This is a genomic window from Brevibacterium sp. R8603A2 (genome assembly GCF_023072605.1).
GTDB classification, from domain to species: Bacteria; Actinomycetota; Actinomycetes; order Actinomycetales; family Brevibacteriaceae; genus Brevibacterium; species Brevibacterium pityocampae.
Genome location: NZ_JALLGN010000050.1, coordinates 1 through 282, shown reverse-complemented (window position 1 = coordinate 282; position 282 = coordinate 1). Strand labels below are relative to the sequence as shown.

Sequence of the window (282 nt, the reverse complement as noted above, 5' to 3'; positions counted from 1 at the left end):
GTCGGACGTGGTTGTACCAAGCCACCCACTTCGACGTCTCGGCCATCACTTCGATCACTCCCGACCACTCCCGCCGGTCGATCAGTTCGGCCTTGTACACCGAGTTCAGCGCCTCGGCCATCGCGTTATCGAAGGAATCGCCCCGCGAACCCACTGATGCCACGATCGCAGACTCAGCCAGCGTCTCGCCATAGCGAATCGAGCGGAACTGGACTCCGCGATCCGAGTGGTGAACGAGCCCGGATACATCGTGCCCGGCCCGGTACTTCGCCGCCAGAGCCA

General features: G+C 63.1%; 1 protein-coding gene. It reads right to left on the bottom strand.

From position 1 onward, the window contains the following. Window positions 1–282, bottom strand: a 282-nt coding sequence (locus MTQ12_RS14850) for an integrase core domain-containing protein (RefSeq protein WP_247619230.1), incomplete at both ends; no start/stop codon positions are given.